At 33.0% G+C, this 16893-nt stretch carries 19 protein-coding genes and 1 riboswitch; of the genes, 4 read left to right on the top strand and 15 right to left on the bottom strand.

What is annotated here, in order from left to right; all coding sequences use genetic code 11:
- The 8 genes from J418_RS15385 to hcp all read right to left on the bottom strand — a co-directional run.
- A partial coding sequence (locus tag J418_RS15385) for a transporter substrate-binding domain-containing protein (protein WP_027084106.1) occupies window positions 1-221 on the bottom strand: 221 nt, incomplete at its 3' end.
- Window positions 222-606: 385 nt separating this feature from the next.
- The gene (locus J418_RS15390; RefSeq protein WP_235806994.1) at window positions 607-2256 is read right to left on the bottom strand and encodes a PRD domain-containing protein; all 1650 of its coding nucleotides are present in this window, start codon (window positions 2254-2256) and stop codon (window positions 607-609) included.
- Between the two features lie 37 nt (window positions 2257-2293).
- Window positions 2294-2722: a PTS sugar transporter subunit IIC gene (locus J418_RS15395; RefSeq protein ID WP_017894599.1), complete on the bottom strand. Its 429-nt coding sequence runs from the start codon at window positions 2720-2722 to the stop codon at window positions 2294-2296.
- A gap of 24 nt (window positions 2723-2746) precedes the next feature.
- Complete coding sequence (locus J418_RS16750) at window positions 2747-3247, bottom strand: PTS sugar transporter subunit IIB (protein ID WP_017894600.1); 501 nt, start codon at window positions 3245-3247, stop codon at window positions 2747-2749.
- A gap of 24 nt (window positions 3248-3271) precedes the next feature.
- A complete protein-coding gene (locus tag J418_RS16755) occupies window positions 3272-3694 on the bottom strand; it encodes a PTS sugar transporter subunit IIA (protein WP_017751690.1) in 423 nt (140 codons plus the stop codon).
- 354 nt (window positions 3695-4048) lie between these two features.
- Window positions 4049-5236: an anaerobic nitric oxide reductase flavorubredoxin gene (locus tag J418_RS0101050; protein ID WP_017894601.1), complete on the bottom strand. Its 1188-nt coding sequence runs from the start codon at window positions 5234-5236 to the stop codon at window positions 4049-4051.
- Between the two features lie 27 nt (window positions 5237-5263).
- Window positions 5264-5821 (bottom strand): hemerythrin domain-containing protein, encoded by a 558-nt coding sequence (locus J418_RS0101055; protein ID WP_017894602.1) that lies wholly within the window; start codon window positions 5819-5821, stop codon window positions 5264-5266.
- A gap of 78 nt (window positions 5822-5899) precedes the next feature.
- Complete coding sequence (gene hcp / locus J418_RS0101060; protein ID WP_017894603.1) at window positions 5900-7540, bottom strand: hydroxylamine reductase; 1641 nt, start codon at window positions 7538-7540, stop codon at window positions 5900-5902.
- A 220-nt stretch (window positions 7541-7760) separates the two neighbouring features.
- Here hcp and J418_RS0101065 point away from each other — a divergent pair, with 220 nt between their 5' ends.
- Window positions 7761-9179, top strand: coding sequence for an MFS transporter (locus J418_RS0101065; protein WP_017751686.1), 1419 nt, complete (start codon window positions 7761-7763; stop codon window positions 9177-9179).
- Window positions 9180-9221: 42 nt separating this feature from the next.
- Here J418_RS0101065 and J418_RS0101070 read toward each other — a convergent pair whose 3' ends face one another.
- The 6 genes from J418_RS0101070 to J418_RS0101095 all read right to left on the bottom strand — a co-directional run bounded on the left by J418_RS0101070 (window position 9222) and on the right by J418_RS0101095 (window position 12765).
- On the bottom strand, window positions 9222-9755 hold the full coding sequence (locus tag J418_RS0101070; RefSeq protein ID WP_017894604.1) for a hotdog family protein: 534 nt from the start codon (window positions 9753-9755) through the stop codon (window positions 9222-9224).
- Window positions 9756-9909: 154 nt separating this feature from the next.
- Entirely contained in the window at window positions 9910-10161 is a 252-nt protein-coding gene (locus J418_RS0101075) for a hypothetical protein (protein ID WP_017751684.1), read from the bottom strand.
- 107 nt (window positions 10162-10268) lie between these two features.
- A complete protein-coding gene (locus J418_RS0101080) occupies window positions 10269-10991 on the bottom strand; it encodes an HAD-IA family hydrolase (protein ID WP_017894605.1) in 723 nt (240 codons plus the stop codon).
- A gap of 14 nt (window positions 10992-11005) precedes the next feature.
- The gene (locus tag J418_RS0101085; protein ID WP_017751682.1) at window positions 11006-11968 is read right to left on the bottom strand and encodes a DMT family transporter; all 963 of its coding nucleotides are present in this window, start codon (window positions 11966-11968) and stop codon (window positions 11006-11008) included.
- A 30-nt stretch (window positions 11969-11998) separates the two neighbouring features.
- Complete coding sequence (crcB, locus tag J418_RS0101090; RefSeq protein WP_026093905.1) at window positions 11999-12358, bottom strand: fluoride efflux transporter CrcB; 360 nt, start codon at window positions 12356-12358, stop codon at window positions 11999-12001.
- Window positions 12355-12765, bottom strand: a complete 411-nt coding sequence (locus J418_RS0101095; protein WP_017751680.1) for a fluoride efflux transporter FluC — start codon at window positions 12763-12765, stop codon at window positions 12355-12357. The genes crcB and J418_RS0101095 overlap by 4 nt, the downstream gene beginning before the upstream one ends.
- Window positions 12766-12820: 55 nt before the next feature.
- Window positions 12821-12885, bottom strand: a riboswitch (Fluoride riboswitch).
- A 132-nt stretch (window positions 12886-13017) separates the two neighbouring features.
- On the opposite strand from J418_RS0101095, the gene J418_RS0101100 reads away from it, so the two are divergent.
- A complete protein-coding gene (locus J418_RS0101100) occupies window positions 13018-14238 on the top strand; it encodes a DUF4434 domain-containing protein (RefSeq protein ID WP_017894606.1) in 1221 nt (406 codons plus the stop codon).
- 11 nt (window positions 14239-14249) lie between these two features.
- Here the strand turns inward: J418_RS0101100 and J418_RS0101105 are convergent, their stop codons facing one another.
- On the bottom strand, window positions 14250-14636 hold the full coding sequence (locus tag J418_RS0101105; RefSeq protein WP_017751678.1) for an ACT domain-containing protein: 387 nt from the start codon (window positions 14634-14636) through the stop codon (window positions 14250-14252).
- Window positions 14637-14731: 95 nt separating this feature from the next.
- On the opposite strand from J418_RS0101105, the gene J418_RS0101110 reads away from it, so the two are divergent.
- Window positions 14732-15991 carry a hypothetical protein gene (locus tag J418_RS0101110; RefSeq protein ID WP_017751677.1) on the top strand — a complete coding sequence of 420 codons (1260 nt, stop codon included), beginning with the start codon at window positions 14732-14734 and terminating at the stop codon, window positions 15989-15991.
- A gap of 211 nt (window positions 15992-16202) precedes the next feature.
- Window positions 16203-16871 (top strand): CatA-like O-acetyltransferase, encoded by a 669-nt coding sequence (locus J418_RS0101115; RefSeq protein ID WP_017751676.1) that lies wholly within the window; start codon window positions 16203-16205, stop codon window positions 16869-16871.
- Window positions 16872-16893: the final 22 nt, after the last annotated feature.

Genomic DNA, 16893 nt, shown 5'->3' on the forward strand with positions numbered 1-16893 from the left:
TCTGCTGCCATATCTACATCAAAACCCTTAATTTGATTTTTGCTGTCCCTGAATTCCATCGGTGGAAATGAATCCTCAAGTCCTATTTTTAACACGCCTGCTTTTTTTACACTTTCAAGTGTATTGGTACTAGCAGTGCCTGTTTTTCCACATCCAGATAACATAATAATGGAAACTGTAATCATAAAAAATGTTATTAATAGCGTTTTTATCTTTTTCATATTTATAACCCCTTTATAAAATTTATTTCTTTTTTCAAGAATACTATGTACATTTCTAGATAGTATATTTTTTAAGTCTACTTTACTGTTATGCTTAGAATTTGTATTCGTATTTGTATACAATTCGTTTTAAGATAAAATGGTAAATATTTAGGACTTTATCTGCTTTTGTTAACAGTATGATAACATATGTCTTGATAAATTACAATACTAATTATAAAAATAAGTTTTTTTAATTGATTTATCATAGCCATTAACATAATCTAATTAAATTGAATACTAAAAAATTTCTTAGATTAAGTGAAAAATACAGTTCACTTAATCTAAGAAATCTTCCTACTACTATATATACGCTTTCATACCCAATATAAAAGTCTTTTATCTATTACAATATAACATTTTTAAATAAATCATATAATAAGGACAACTCGTATTGATTTATCTTAATATGATATTTTTTTTCTATCTTTCTAAAAACATCTTTGGAAATTTCATAAAATTCTCTTTCACTATCTGTATAATTCACTTTTTCTTCCGGTTCATAATTATCGGAAGTCATTAACCTTTCAATCATAAAAGCTATGTGCATATACAAATTTAACTTTATATGGCCAATTAAATTTGTATTATAATACTGCTCATATCTATAAATAACATCCTCTACTTCATTAATTACTACATTTGGATTTAGAAATGTAAGCCTACTGGCAATTCCTTCTATGGAGAAAAACTTGACGAACTCCCTTTTCATGGATTCGAACTTTTGTTTATCCATTTCAGATTTCAGACCTTCCCATAGATATCGTTCGCCTTTACCGTCTAAAATATCATAAGCATTAACCCACGGTATGGATGTAAGCTGTGGTAAATTTGAAGTAGTAATTATAAGTTTTGTATATTTGAAATTGTCCTTGTTGTTCTGCTCAATCAAACTTTTTAAATTTTTATAATCCATTATAATAATATCCATAGTCTCGTAATTGACAAACTGTTCAATAATTTCTTTTATCTTGCTGGAAATCCCAACTCCCGACATACAGGATATAATTATATTGTTCCCTCGTGCTATGCCTTCAAAATACTGTATACCAATTTTATAAGCATTGTTTGAGCGTTCTGCAATATCTTTAAACGACATATTTTGAAGAATTTTTATTCCTATATCCATGGCAATTGCAGTTGTAACATTGTTCATAATCAGCAAATCCCCAGACAAGTGATTTTTAATAGAAGAATACATCTGATTTAAAGATCCCATATCTACCAATAATATAAGACCTTTGCTTGTATTTACTTTTTCAAGATATTTATTGACCTTTTGTATTGTTTCATCTGAAGATATTTCCATAGGCATATCGATGGATTCAAATACAAATGTACCGCAATTTTGATTGGCTACGGACTGGATACTGCTTGCAGTTGCATTTCCATGTGCTACAATCAATCCTTGAAGTTCAATGGTCTCCACAACATATTCTTGAAAGAAAATAGTATTTATGATCTCTAAAGATTTATTTACTCCAGATGCAATTGTACCTAATTCTTCACTGAGCTTTACAGCTATATAGTGAGTTCTCGGCCATATAGAATCCAAAAATTCTATAATTTTATCAAAATCAAATTTAACCAACATATCATCCTGAAATATTAAAATCAAGCAGTATATTAATTTCAGCGATTCTTTCGAACAATCAATCCCATAACGCTTAATAATTTTTTTGTAATTTTCTCTAAAGCTTTCTCTAACGAACAAATTCTGTTCTAAAAGTACTACTTCAAAGTAATTTTTAGTAGAATTTATCAAATTTTTAAATACAACAGAAATTTCTAATTTGGCTGATTCAACATTATAAAAAGAAGTTTTAGAAATATACTGGAAAAATTCGATGAATTTTTGTCTTATGTTTGAAATATCATCATACTCAACTTTAGGTAACTTATCATTATAAAGTATTTTAAGCGGACTCAATTTCCTAATAGATGGGTCAAAAGATATATAATGCTTGTACTGCATTAGATCCCAACAGGATTCCAAAGAAAGCAACCAGTGAATATAAAAACCAATTAACAGCCTAAAGTCCAAAATGTAAAGTTACAATCTTATGTTCTTCTCCTCTTGCTGCAAGTTTATCAAAAACAGGTGCGAAAAAACCTACCAGGAAAATATATAAAAGATTTTTAATTTGAAGCCCTAAAATTCCAATAGGTATAGCCAGTGTCAATGCAACTTTCGCTCCACCTCCCACCATAATTGCAAATGCTACCCCCACGGCAGTAGCAATACCTGGCTCGGCAGCTTGTGCACCTCCAATATTGACTACTCCCATAAATACAGCTTCAAGTGATGCTCCTATTAAAATCCCTGTATTCAGATCTCCAAGCAGTAAACCCACTACAGAACCTATAACAATAGGCCTGTTAAGCATGGTAAGTCCTGCTAATTCAGCGCCCCCTACACATATGAAAACAGAAATCGCCACTAAAATAGCCTGTACTAACATGTTTATTCCTCCTCCCGCAAAATCTTATAAGTTCATCTTTTTAATAATATCTTTCATGGGTTTTTTCTCATCAGAAGGTACAACCTGCAAACTAGTACCTGAATCAATTTCGACTAGTTTTTTCAAAGAATCGATTTCATCCTTTGTAAGCATAACGGTTGGACTTACCATTGTTTTTTCAGATGCATCAATTCCATCAAATCTTCCAACATTACCTATATTCACATATTCTATATTTTCCGTATTTTCACGAACCTTCAAAGCATCCTTAATATTTCTGGTCAAAAGTAAAATTCTCATATTTTGTGCTTTAGGATTATTAGCTACCTTAATGGCTTCATCAACAGGTTTTATCAATACCTTGATACTATTTGGCACTGCCATTTTTAATGTCATTTTCTGCATTTCATCTTTTGCAGTTTCATCATTTGCTATAATAATTCCTTTGATTTTCAAATCCTTTGACCAAGTTAGAGCAACCTGCCCATGTATTAATCTATCATCTACTCTTAATGCTACTATCATTATTTATACCTCCAATAAATTTATTTATTCTAAGAAATCTTCATCATTGTTATTTTCGTTTACATCTATTTCAACCAATTTCAATTGTTCTCTGCTCTCTGCAATAATCTCATTTAACCTTTCTTTGGATATTACTCCATTTTCCAATATAACTGTCAGTATAACCGGGAGATTAAAGCCGGAGACAACCAATGCATTTGACTGTGATGCATATGACACAATTTTTTGGTTTACACTTCCACCAATAATATCTGTAAAAACAACTACCTCGTCTTCTGACTTAATACTTTTAAAGAATTTTTCAATACTTTTTGTGATATCTTCGCCTTCCTTATCAACATATGCACTAATACAGGTGATATCTGCTATTTTACCTACTAGAAGTTCAATGGTATTTTTGGCACCTCTAGCCAAAGTTCCATGGGTTGCAATTAATATTTTCCTCACCTTTCATACTCCTTCCTATAGTTGTAATTGCTTTTTAATTTACACCTTTTTATACAGCAAATATCGTGCCAATATTTTTTAGACATAAAAATACTCTCTGAATATGGGGAGTATTGTTTTATTATTGTAGATTTGGTAGATTGATTTAAACACTCTAGGACTATAAATTGTATCTGTCTAAAAAATTATTTTCACAAAGATCCATTTAAACACTAATATATTTTGTGTCTAATGACAATGCCTGCCTTTATTTTAATTTATATATAGATAAAGAAGCCTGATGAACAAAAATGTTAATCAGGCTTCTTTAAGTTTATTATATTGAGTAAACCTTGTAGTATTCCAAATAATTTTCTAAAGAGACTTTACAAATTGCCTGCCGTATTCTCTGCACACATCCAGTTCTTTTTCATCAGGGATCCATAGAGAACGATGGCCGTTATCAACAATTTTAAAACCACTTTCTTCAAGAGCTTTAGTAAGCTGTTTGACAACTTCGCCGCTCCAGCCATAGCTTCCAAAGGCTGCAGCACTTTTACCCTTGAACTTTAATCCTTTTATCATTTCAACAATACCGCCAATTGAGAAAAGATATCCATTGTTGATAGTCGGTGAACCAACCAAAATTGCCTTCGAACGAAATACTTCCGTTATTATGTCATTTTTGTCATATTTTGCTGAATTCATAAGCTTTATCACAGTGGAAGGTGATACCTCATGTATACCTTCAGCAATTGCTTCTGCCATCTTTCGTGTTGAATTCCACATAGTATCATAGATAAATGTTATTTGATCTTCCTGATAACTATCAGCCCATTTTAAATATTGCTCTACAATTTGTGCAGGATTTTCTCTCCAAATCACTCCATGGCTGGGGCATATCATTGAAAGAGGGAGATTAAGTTTCAATATCTCATTGATTTTCTTTTTCACAAAGGTACTGAAAGGATTCAATATATTTGCATAGTACTTAATTGCCTGTTCATACAGTTCACCCTGATCCACCTTGTCATTGTACAATAACTCGGTTGCAAAATGTTGGCCAAAACCATCATTGCTGAAAAGAATATTTTCTCCAGTCAAATAAGTAAACATTGTATCTGGCCAGTGCAGCATAGGGGCTTCTACAAAAATCAGCTTGTTTTGTCCAATGTCAAGAGTATCCCCGGTCTTTACCTCCACAAAGTTCCAATCCTCGTGATAATGACCCTTTATGATTTTTGCACCATTTTTTGTACAGTAAATTGGTGTTCCAGGTATTTCACGCATGAGTTCTGGAAGTGCTCCACTGTGGTCGATTTCATTGTGATTTGCTATAATGTAGTCAATTTCCTTTAAATCGATTTCCTCCTTCAGCCTAGATACAAACTCCTTGTCATAGGGCTGCCATACAGTATCAATCAAGACAGTCTTTTTATCCCGTATCAAATAGGAATTATATGATGATCCCTTATGGGTTGAGTATTCATCTCCATGGAATCTTTTCAATCCCCAATCAACCTTTCCTACCCATGTAACTTTGTCTGTTATTTTCTTTCCCATATAAAAAACCCCTTTCTCAATTTTTATTCAGCAGTATTTTTTAGTGAGTTGTTCCAACATTTCAATATATTTTTTTTGAACTTGATTATCTCCTTCATCTCTTTCAAAATCCTTGATTTGCTTATCTACTGACTCCAATACATCATGTGGTAAATTTTTTTCCGCATATGGATATACTGCATTGTTTTCCTTGTCTATATGCCTTTTAAGTAAATTGGCATATCCCGCTGCACCTTCCAAAATACCAAGTTTATGTATTGTTTCAGGTTCTTTTTTATAAAGTTTCAAAGAGTTTTCCAGATCCAGAATGTGAAGACGTCCCAAATCATGTTCCACCAGCATTCCATGTTGAACCAGGTTTACTCCGATTTTGCCTAAATGCTTCAGCATCTCTGCAAACAATATTTGCTCTTCTTTACCATGATGGTGTTTGTCTGCATAGTTTCTGGCGAATAGAATCATGTTTTCAAAATCATCAAAATCCACTTCTTTTCCTTCCAGAATACCACAGCATGCATTTTCTACAACATGAATAAATTTCAATATATTATCATGCTCTTTTACCATAAGTTCCACAGTATACATGAACTACCACCTCTTTTTTGTAAAAAAATCACAGGGAACAATATAAAGTATTCCCTATGATTGAATTTCTTATTTATTCTATTTTCCAAAGAAAAGTTCTATATCATCCTCTACAGATCCTATACCTGCAATTCCGAAATTCTCAACCAATACCTTAGCTACATTTGGCGAAAGGAATGCAGGAAGAGTAGGTCCAAGGTGAATATTCTTTACGCCAAGGTAAAGTAAAGCCAATAGAACTATAACAGCCTTCTGTTCATACCATGCAATATTGTAGGCAATAGGAAGATCATTGATATCGTCCAATCCGAAAACTTCCTTTAATTTCAATGCAATTACAGCTAAAGAATAAGAATCATTACACTGTCCCGCATCAAGCACACGAGGTATTCCCCCAATGTCACCTAAGTTAAGTTTGTTATACTTGTATTTTGCACAACCTGCAGTAAGAATAATTGCATCTTTTGGAAGTGCTTTTGCAAAATCAGTGTAGTAGTTTCTGGACTTAGCCCTTCCATCACATCCTGCCATAACAACGAATTTCTTGATGGCTCCTGATTTAACTGCTGCTACAACTTTGTCTGCAAGTGCAAGAACTTGATTGTGTGCAAATCCACCTACGATTTCTCCTTTTTCTATTTCTTTAGGAGGAGCACATTTTTTAGCATGTTCAATAATTGCCGAGAAATCTTTTTCTTCTCCTATTTCACCAGCAATGTGTTTACACCCTGGGAATCCTGCAGCACCAGTAGTATAAAGTCTATCCTTATAGCTTGCCTTAGGTGGTACTATACAGTTTGTTGTCATAAGAATAGGTCCATTGAAGCTTTCAAATTCCTCTTTTTGTTTCCACCATGCATTTCCGTAGTTTCCTGCAAAATTGGAGTATTTCTTGAATGCTGGATAGTAGTGTGCTGGAAGCATTTCAGAGTGAGTGTATACATCCACACCAGTTCCTTCTGTCTGTTTTAAAAGCATTTCCAAGTCTCTAAGGTCATGTCCTGAAATCAATATACCTGGGTTATTTCTAACTCCTATATCTACTTTTGTAATTTCAGGATTTCCATAAGCAGAAGTATTAGCCTTGTCCAAAAGTGCCATGCCATTTACACCATATTTTCCAGTTTCAAGTGTCAATGCTACAAGATCATCTATACTTAAACTGTCATCCAGTGTTTTTGACAATGCACTCTGTATGAATGCATCAACTTCTTCATCATCCTGAAGAAGGGCATTTGCATGTTTGCTGTATGCAGAAAGTCCTTTTAATCCATAAGTAACCAACTCACGAAGGCTTCTTATATCTTCATCCTTTGTGGAGAGGACACCAACAACAGCTGCCTTTTTGACAAATTCATCCTTATTTGAAGATTCCCATGTTGCTGCATCAGGAAGGTTGTCCTTATTGTCAAGTTGAGCAAGCAATTCTCTTTTTTTATCTATAGTTTTTGTAATACGTGAAACAATAGCCTCTTCATCAAAATTTGCATTGGTTATTGTTGTAAACAAATTATATGTTACCATGTAATTAACCTGTTTGCTTATTCTCTTTCCTTCTTCACGAAGGCGTGTTGTAACTGCTGAAAGGCCTTTAGTTACATATACAAGCAAATCCTGCATAGCTGCTACTTCTGGTTTTTTGCCACACACACCTGCCTGGGTACATCCTTTGCATCCTGCTGTTTCCTGACATTGATAACAAAACATTTTATTTTCCATAATTACATTCCTCCTGAATTTATATTTATGTAGTTATTTTTGTTTTAAAGTTTTTTTAATTTCCTTTGTTGAATATATAGTAACATTATTATTTTATAAAGTATGTAACATAAGTTACGAAACTACAAATTTTTATAAATTATTTTGTTTTAATGATGTTTATAAGGGTATATAATATCAATATACTGTTTACAAACAGATTTTCGGAAGGATGATATGTATGACAGAAAAGTCTATCGAAAAAGTTGCCAGGCCAAATTACTGTTTGGTTGTTGTAGTTCTTGCACTTACAACTCTCATGGCTGCAATTGATACAAATATAGTCAACATTGCCCTGCCAACTGTAGCCAGGTCGCTTAATGCAAGCTTTGCCAGTGTCCAATGGATAGCCTTAAGTTACCTTCTTGCAGTTACCTCGCTTATAGTTGGAATAGGCCGTATTGGAGATGTATTTGGCAAAAAATCTATTTTCATATTTGGAATCATAGTATTTACTGCAGCTTCACTGCTTTGCGGAATATCCACATCAATATACACTCTTATACTGTTCCGTGCACTTCAGGGGGTAGGCGGTGCTGTACTCATGGCTCTCTCCTTTGCAATTTTAGGAGATTTGGTTTCAAAAGAAAAAATTGTACAGAGTATGGGAATTCTTACTGCAATGCTCCCTATAGGATTTGCACTGGGACCGTCAGTTGGGGGAGCCTTAATAGGTGTTTCTGGATGGAGATCAATTTTCTTTTTCAACGTTCCAATAGGGATCATAGCCCTTATACTTGTACTTAGATTTCCTAAAATTCCAATATCGGAAAAGGTTGAAAAGTTTGATGTGCCTGGGCTTATACTCCTATGTGCCGCCCTCAGCTGCTATGTACTAAGTGTAACTTTTGCAGAAGACAAGGGACTTAGTAAAATTGTGATTTTGTGCATAGCACTAACAATTATATTCATTATAGCATTTTTATCACTGGAGCACAGGATAAGTTATCCTCTTATAAGGCTCAGTATGTTCAGGGACAAGGTATTTAGTGGCAGTCTGGCTATAAGTGTAATCATGTATACTGTAATAACCGGAGCAGTACTCATACTTCCCTTTTATCTTCAGCGTGGAAAACTATTTTCTACATCCACATCGGGACTGCTTATGACTATAGGTCCTATAGGATGTACTATCTTTACACCTGTCTCCACCAAAGCTGCCAAACACCTTGGAAATTATGCCGTAATGATTATTGGAATAATTATTTTTGCCATTGGGTCCTTTTTCATGTCTACTTTAAGTGGTGATACGAGTATACTAAAATTTGCCGCTACAATACTTGTATTCAATGGAAGCCTGGCTTTTTTCCAGACACCAAACAACGCATCTATAATATCATCGGCAAAACCGGAGCAGAGAGGTCTTGCATCGGGACTTTTAAATTTATCACGTACTATAGGACAAACTACTGGAGCGGCTTTGATCGGAGCATTGTTTTACTTTTTCACAAAAACCAAATCCATAACTACAACAAGTCCAGCAAACATTGTATCTGGAATACAACATACTTTTTTAATTGCAGGTGGAATTGTAATTATTGCATTTGTAATTTCATTATTTACTCTTGTACCTAAGATTAAAGAAGAAAGGCGTGCATAAAAATAGCAGGACCTGATTAAATAGGTTCTGCTATTTTTATAATTAAAACAGGTTTGCTTCAAAACATAACGATCTGTTACTAAATCCCGTGATGATATTTCCATCATGTTTTAAATAAACTGGGTTGTCTCCATAAACCGGATGAATGTATTTCACTTCTATTTTTTTAGCTTTAGTTGACTCACAAAGTTCTTTCAAAATGAATAATCCCTGTACAACAGGGTTCTCGGTAAGATGAATGGAATTTGTATCTCCCGTTACATAGCTAAATTCCTTAATTTCTTCTTTTGAGAAATTACGCCATAACATCCAGTCATCTTGAATATTGTCCTTTTCTACGTCAGCTTTAACTTTTACATTCATCATTAAATACACTGTCAATGTCTCTGCAATTTCATCTTCTATATATCCACTGCAATTTATTATACAGAGCCTTCTATTGTTTTTTACAACCTCATTTTTATAAATTTCTTTACATACTTTCGGCTTAAACTGTTGATATTTTACCTTGGCAATAAATCCACCATCATAAGAAATGCCATCTATTTTTGAAAATGCTTTAAATAAATCTATCATTTTTCCTCCTGAATTGTAGTTATTATCATAATGTTATCAAAATGAATAATCAATAGCAATGCTAAAAATCGTCCCGGCTTTTCAACTCATATTTTGCATAAAAAAATAGTACTGGCGATCACCAATACTTTATTAAGTACGTTTAATATTATAATTAATCAGAAATATATATGCATAAGTATATTACTCCAATTATAGTAGATGCTATGTTTCCCAATTCCAGTTCAATCTTGTTAGATTTTATAAGGCTTATTGAACCAAATAAAATAACTGCACCAGATATTACAACAATTGAACTTCCCAAAACCATATGAAATAGTCCACCGAGCATAACCAAGGAAAAGGCCAATATGCATGAAATTGCTGTAAATACATTATCCCTATTCTGTTTAATAATTTCTGGCATAATTTTTCTCTCCTTTTTAAGTTATCTTTAATAATTATACCATATTTTTGCTAATTTATCAACGGTGCATTGTGAAATAGTTTTCATCTAATGAAAAATCAATATCTTTATTCAATAAATCCACGTATATCATACAGATTCCTGACTATATTATAATTTTTATACAGGATTTTGTTATGACTGTATTCCTTGTCATCCCTGGACATTAAAAAGGATTTAATTCCAAGTCTTATGGCACCATCACAGTTTTCCACAATGTCATCTATAAATATGCACTCTTTCGAACAGACCTTCAATTCATTAAGAGCTGTTTTGTACATTAATTCATCGGGTTTGGTTACACCCTGTATTGAAGATATTATAAAGGATGAAAAATATTCTCTCAATCCAGCTGTTACAAATACATTTTCAAGAGACGGCCAGGCATCTGATACAACTGCCAGTTTATATTTTTTACTTAATTCAGGTATTAATTCTAAAGCATCTTTGAAAAAAACATATTTTTTATAATTGTATACCAAATCCTTTGCAATATTTTGTACATCACTATCTTTCAATTTCAATTCCGGTAAATGCTTTGAAAATATACTGTAATAGGTAAAGAAATTTTCATACTCCTCCTGCTCATTTATAATGAGATTGTGTTTTTTCATATGTTTACCCGCTTGCCCTATTGCCTCTTTCTTTTTTTCATAAGATATTGAATCAAATTTACATTTATCTACATACTTGAAAAAATTAGGTGTTATAAGCCAGCTTCCAGTAACCGGTTCATTGAGTACTTTGCCTGAATCAAATAAAATTGCCTTTATTCCATGAATTTTTTCCACCAAATTCATCCCCTTTATTTCACATTCTCAACTTCACATTTCTCTTTCTTTAGATTATTTATAACCCTCATATAATACAAAACACCTGATATAATAATTATAATACTTATCAGTTCAATAAAATCCGGTAATTTTGATTCAAATATAAAATAATAAACAAGTCCAAAAACAGTTTCACCTACAACCATCTGCCCCACCAGGGAAACAGGTAACCCAACAGATGCCTTGTTCCAAAAAACTGCCCCAAGCCATGATACTGCAATTCCAAGGATTATAGAAATACACCAAAATTCAAAAGTGCTGTTGTTAAAATCTATTAGTCTATTCACCGAAAAAGAATGAGGCATTATAATTTTTATTATTACTATAAAAACTGGAACAAGAAACAAAGTAGCTGCACCTGTAATTGTAGACCATACTTGAGGGTTGATCCGTGAAGTTTGCCTTAGAAAATTAGCATTTGCAACTGCATACCATGTCCAGATAAATAGTGCAAACGCACAGGATATAATTCCATATATGTTAAATTTGCTGCTATTCCCTAATGATGCAAAGTTCATTAGCAAACTACCACCTATGATAACAAGAATAGGAATAATCAATTTTTTAAATGAGATATCCTTGTTTGTAAGATTTCCATATAATGAAGTTGTAATTGGCAGCAAACCTATTATAAGTGTGGAAATTACAGAACCCGTTAACTTGATGGACAATGCCAGAAAAAAATAGTAGCCTATATTCCCGCAAAACGCAAATACAATAGCCTTTTTCCACATATTTATGTCTATCAAATTTTTCCTGTGCTGAGTTTTTAAAAGTAAAATAGCCATGGAAAAAATCCCATATACAAGGTATCTTCCAACTGTTATTTCAATAGCAGTATAGTCTGATAATAAATTTGGTACTATGTATACAAATCCCCACATTGCATCAGCCATCAATGCAAAAAATATACTCATAATAGATAATTTTGGCATAGCTCTCTCCCCCATTAGATTTTACATATTCTAAGTAAACAAACTTGTTATTTTATGTCCTGTCATATATGCTAAAATTCCAAATACAATTGTAATTAATATATAACTTATTGCATTTATCTTTTTATCTGTATGAAAAAGCTTTACTCCATCAAACATAAAAGTTGAAAATGTAGTATAGGCTCCTAAAAACCCATCGCAGAGCAGAATATAAAATTTAGCATTCAAATTGGCTGCATTCAATATTCCCAGGACCAAAGCACCTGTTAAATTTATAATAATTGTACCTATTGGAAAGTATTTTCCAAGATGTTTCTGTATATATTGTCCTAAAGAATATCTAGTTAAACTGCCAAACATGCCGCCGATGCCTACAATTAGAAAATTCATTTTATCAATTCCTTTCTGCATGATATGTACTTAATAACCTTCCTTGCACAAAGAACTCCTAGTGCCGAAAGAATAAGTCCAAATATCAATGACATAAGTGTATATGATATTGCCTGCAAATAATATCCTTTTGAAAATATTGACCATATTTCTTTGCATATTGTGGAAAATGTAGTATATGCCCCTATTAAGCCTGTACATATCATAAGTTGAATATTAGAAGAGCTCTCTGCCATGTCAATCAGAATAGTAGTAATAAATGCAAGTAAAAAACTGCCTGTTAAATTTATAAAAAGTGTATTTATAGGAATTACTCCTGTGTAATTGTGGAATTTTAAACTTTCAATAAAATACCTTAAAATTGTACCTATAAATCCTCCTGCACATATATAAACATATTTTTTCATATCCTATATCTCCTTTAAATTTTATCCAATAATATGAAAATGACTTCTACTATATTGTATAGTAGAAGTCATCAATCCCGGAAGAGATGGTTAAAGGTGAACTTCATCACCTAAGATACATTTATTGAATTAATTATATCACATTGCTAAATTTAAATAAAGTGCAAATTTAAAGTATTTGTTCTATTAAACTAGAAAAAATCATACTTATTTTATAGGAGATATAAATAATTGAAAGGCTGAGAAATTCATATGGCTAATAAAATTCTTTATAAAATAAAAAAATCAACTTTTCCACATGCATCGGGAACATTCATACAACCAGATATGGTAATTAACTGGAATGATGCAGCATGGCAAAAGGAACTTTATTATTTAAAAGAAGTTAAAATGAGATATATTGTAATGAACAGTTTTATAGTTCAGGAGCAAAAGATTAAAAGAATATATGATGGTTCATTTAAAAATGATGTAGTGGATATGTGCCTGAGGAACTGCCAGGAATCAGGTTTTAAAGTATTCCTTGGAATTGACTACAACACTATGTGGTGGAAGCTGGGACCAAGGTATCCCTCTTTCCTATATGGGCAAATAAAGAAATCAAATTCCATAATAAAAGAATTATATGAAAAATACCATGAAAAATACAAGGATTCATTTTATGGGTGGTACTGGGTATATGAGGTAGATAATCTCAACTTTAAAAGCAAGAATGACTTTAAAATATTGTCCACAGCTGTGAATATAAATTTAGACTATATGGAGGATAATAATATGAGACTGCCATTTATGATGTCTCCCTTTATGAACTCCAAATACTCTACTTCCCAGGCCTATGCATACAACTGGAGGTACTTTTTTAGCTTGACCAATTTTAAAAGAGGAGATATTTTTTGTCCACAGGATTCGGTGGGTGGAGGCGGACTTACTATAAAAGAGGTAGCAGGCTGGTTTAATGCCCTTGGCAAAGCCGCAAAATCCAAAAGTGGGCTTTTATTCTGGGCAAATGTTGAAACCTTCAACCATAATGATTGGTCAAGTGCCCCCATAAAGAGATTTATAAAACAGATGAGATTGGAAAATCCATTTGTTGATAATATTATAACCTTTGCCTACAGTCATTATTATAGTCCAAATAATATAAACAATGGATTTCACAGAGCCTATAAGACATATTTATATCAGCATAAAATTCACAATAAAAGCCCTCATGCACCTAAATGGAGCAAACTCATCAAGTCAAATAATCAAACTGTTATTCAATGGGAAACATCTCAAAATACAGCAGCCTATAAATTATTCTGTAATGGCAGGAAAATATATTCTCCATCAGTACAGAGAAAATATGGTGGAAACAAAAATCAATCTTTAGGACAATTCAATCATAAAAACAGTCCTGACAATTCCAAATATGAAATTCAATCTGTGGACTTCTGGGGAAATGTATCAAAAAAAGCCACGATTAAAAAGTGACTTTTTCACAATTATACAATATTATATTTTTTGGCAGATAGTGCTTCTACAGCATCATTTACATCTGAATCCCTAATGAGAATATAATCTGTGTCATAGGTGGAAACAGCAAATATACTTATTTTTCTCTCAGCCAATATTGAACTTATGGAAGCTAGAATTCCAATTAGAGAAAAATCCAATGGTCCTTCAATCTTTAAAATTCTCCAGTTCTTCTCACATTTTATATCCTCAGGGATATTTTTTTCACAGCATACAATTGACAGCTCGTCTGATGTTCTAGTTGCAGAAAAGAACTCCCCTTTTTCTGCCCATTCAGGAATTGGTAAAGTATTGTCAAGTCTGCAAACTCCGTACTTGTCCTTCAAAAGCTTCAAAGTCAACATTTTTTCCTTCATTAATATATACACCTCCATAATATATATTATATACATATTTATATGGATTAAAGAACATAATATCTGGTATATTAGATAATTTAAGGAGTGATAAAATGTTTAATCCATTTGACCAAAAGCCAATGCCACTTGAAGATACTATAATGGACTGGCAAACCATGTACCCAAAACCATATTCAAAACAGACTGTTGATCCATACACAAAGGTCCGTATCATATTGATGAATGGAATCGAAGTGGAAGCAGCTCTCTTCTCCCATCAATTCAACCGCCACTGCAGCAACAACGATCTTCGCAGAGAACTGGCAATGATGCGCCGTGTGGAACAGCAGCAGCAAAAACACATCAACTGGTTGAAGCCTATTGACGAGACACAGCTTGAAACAACTATAGGATATGAACACGTTGCTGTAGATTTAACTGCCTGGCTTGCACAAAAAGAACCCGATTCCTATGTAAAACAGGCACTTGATTTTGCACTTCTGGAGGATTTTGATCATCTGTACCGCTACTCAAATCTACTGGATCTTGATGAAAACATTCCTGCAGAAAATCTTGTGAAAAAATATGTAGACATTACTCCAGGACGCCCAACTATAGCAGAACACCGTTGTCCGGAAGAAGAGGCAAAACGCTTTGTTGACTTCAAGACAGCAGATATACGTACAAAATTAAGTACCATGATTATTACTGCAGGTGAGCAGCAAACCATGAACTTCTACATGAATCTTGGTAATACATACTATAACGATATAGGCCGTCAGCTTTACCAGGAAATTGGAATGATAGAAGAGCAGCACGTAAGCCATTACGGATCACTTATCGATCCAAACTGTACATGGCTGGAAAGCCTGCTGCTGCACGAATACATGGAGTGCTATCTATATTACTCATTCTACGAAGATGAAGTGGATCAAAATGTAAAATCCATTTGGGACCTCCATCTTAATCAAGAAATATCCCATCTGCATAAAGCTGCAGAGCTTCTGAACAAATATGAAAACAAACAGTGGGAACAGGTCGTTCCAGGTGCCTTTCCTGAATTACTCAGATTCCACGACACGAGAGACTATGTAAGGGATACTCTTGCAAGTCAAATTGATCTTACTGCAGACAAAGAGGATTTTAAGAATGTTAATGATCTGCCTTCAGATCACAATTTTTTCTTTTATCAGAACAAGGTAAACCATGATATTTCCAAAGTGGCAAGTCATGTAGTAGTACAACAGCATCAGAGCAAAAAAGGTGAGGATTATCGTGCGGAATCCAAGCCTAATCCTGTAGCTGGACTGTCAGACAGAAAACAGGACAATACTGAAATAGCAAGAACAAAGAAATCCATGTCAATGATTTAAACATATAGTAATTATTAAAAAAGCGGTGGAGTTCTAAAAACTCTGCCACTTTTTATATGTCTTTTTCTATACACTTTCATCGATAATTCCTATGACTCTTCCTTAAATTACATTATTCTTGCATTGCAAATTTTCTTAATTATGATATCAACTAATCAGGAAATGATATAATATAATTATAGTTTTATAATTTATATGGATGGTGGATTATATGGATTTTAAAAAAATAGATATGAATACATGGCCGCGAAGAGAACATTTCAACTATTATATAAACAATATAAAATGTAAGTACAATATAACTTCCAATATAGAAATAACCAATCTCTTATTTGAAATCAAGAAGAAAAATTTAAGATTTTATCCAAGCTTCATTTATGTGGTTTCAAAGGCAATCAATGACAATGTGGAATTTCGCATGAGTTATGACAGTGAGGGCAAACTTGGCTACTGGAAGTATACAAATCCAGTGTATACCCTATTTCATGAGGATGACAAGACATTTTCAGATATATGGACATATTATAATGAAGATTTTTCAATATTTTACGCTGATTGTGTAAAGGATTTAGAAACTTATAAAGACGTAAAGGGAATTAAAGCAAAGCCAAACCAGCCTGAAAACTTCTTCCCTGTTTCAGCTTTGCCATGGCTCAGTTTTACTGGATGCAGCAATATTTCCCTGAATGAATCCAGAATGCTGTTTCCCGTTATTACTTTTGGAAAGTATTTTAAACAGGATAAAAAAGTATTTATACCATTTTCAATAATGGTCAATCATGCAGCTGCAGATGGATATCATACCAGTAAACTAATCAATGATATACAGGATTACTGCAAGAATGTTTATGAATGGATACAGGATACAGCAAATATCTAGTATCCTAATTTTGTATATGGTA

Source organism: Clostridium tyrobutyricum DSM 2637 = ATCC 25755 = JCM 11008 (genome assembly GCF_000359585.1).
GTDB lineage: Bacteria > Bacillota > Clostridia > Clostridiales > Clostridiaceae > Clostridium_B > Clostridium_B tyrobutyricum.